The sequence below is a fragment of the Streptomyces chisholmiae genome (assembly GCF_031845445.1).
Taxonomy (GTDB): Bacteria; Actinomycetota; Actinomycetes; order Streptomycetales; family Streptomycetaceae; genus Streptomyces; species Streptomyces chisholmiae.
The window spans coordinates 1-458 of sequence record NZ_JAVREO010000170.1 but is presented as its reverse complement, the minus strand read 5'-3'; the positions used below and the strand labels follow the sequence as shown (position 1 = coordinate 458).

At 67.5% G+C, this 458-nt stretch carries 1 protein-coding gene; it reads right to left on the bottom strand.

Annotation, left to right across the window (positions count from 1 at the left end):
• A partial coding sequence (locus RM844_RS32630) for an N-acetylmuramic acid 6-phosphate etherase (RefSeq protein ID WP_311671055.1) occupies positions 1-458 on the bottom strand: 458 nt, incomplete at both ends.

The window sequence follows — 458 nt, the reverse complement described above, 5'->3', positions numbered from 1 at the left end:
GAGGAGCGGAGCGCCGGGGTTGTTGGCGATACCGATGGTGATCGCGCCGCGCTGGCGCGCTTCCTTGATGGCGGCGACAGTGAACGGCGTAGCGCCGCTCGCAGCGAGGCCAATGACGATGTCGTCCGGGCCAACCTCCAACCGGATGATCTGGCCCGCGCCTTCGATTGCGCTGTCTTCCGCATTTTCGACGGCCTGAAGAAGCGCGCCCTCGCCGCCCGCGATCGCGAACGCGACCTTGTCCTTCGGCCAACTGAAGGTGGGAAACAGTTCCGCGCCGTCCTGCACGCCGATGCGGGCGGAAGTGCCTGCGCCGACATAGATGAGTCGCCCGCCGCGTTTCAGCCGGGGTGCGGATGCATCGACGGCGGCCGCGATCGCGGACAACGCCGGGGCGATTGCGGCGACGGCCTCGACCTGTGTTTCATGAAGCGCTGTAACGGCTTCCAGCGTTCCCC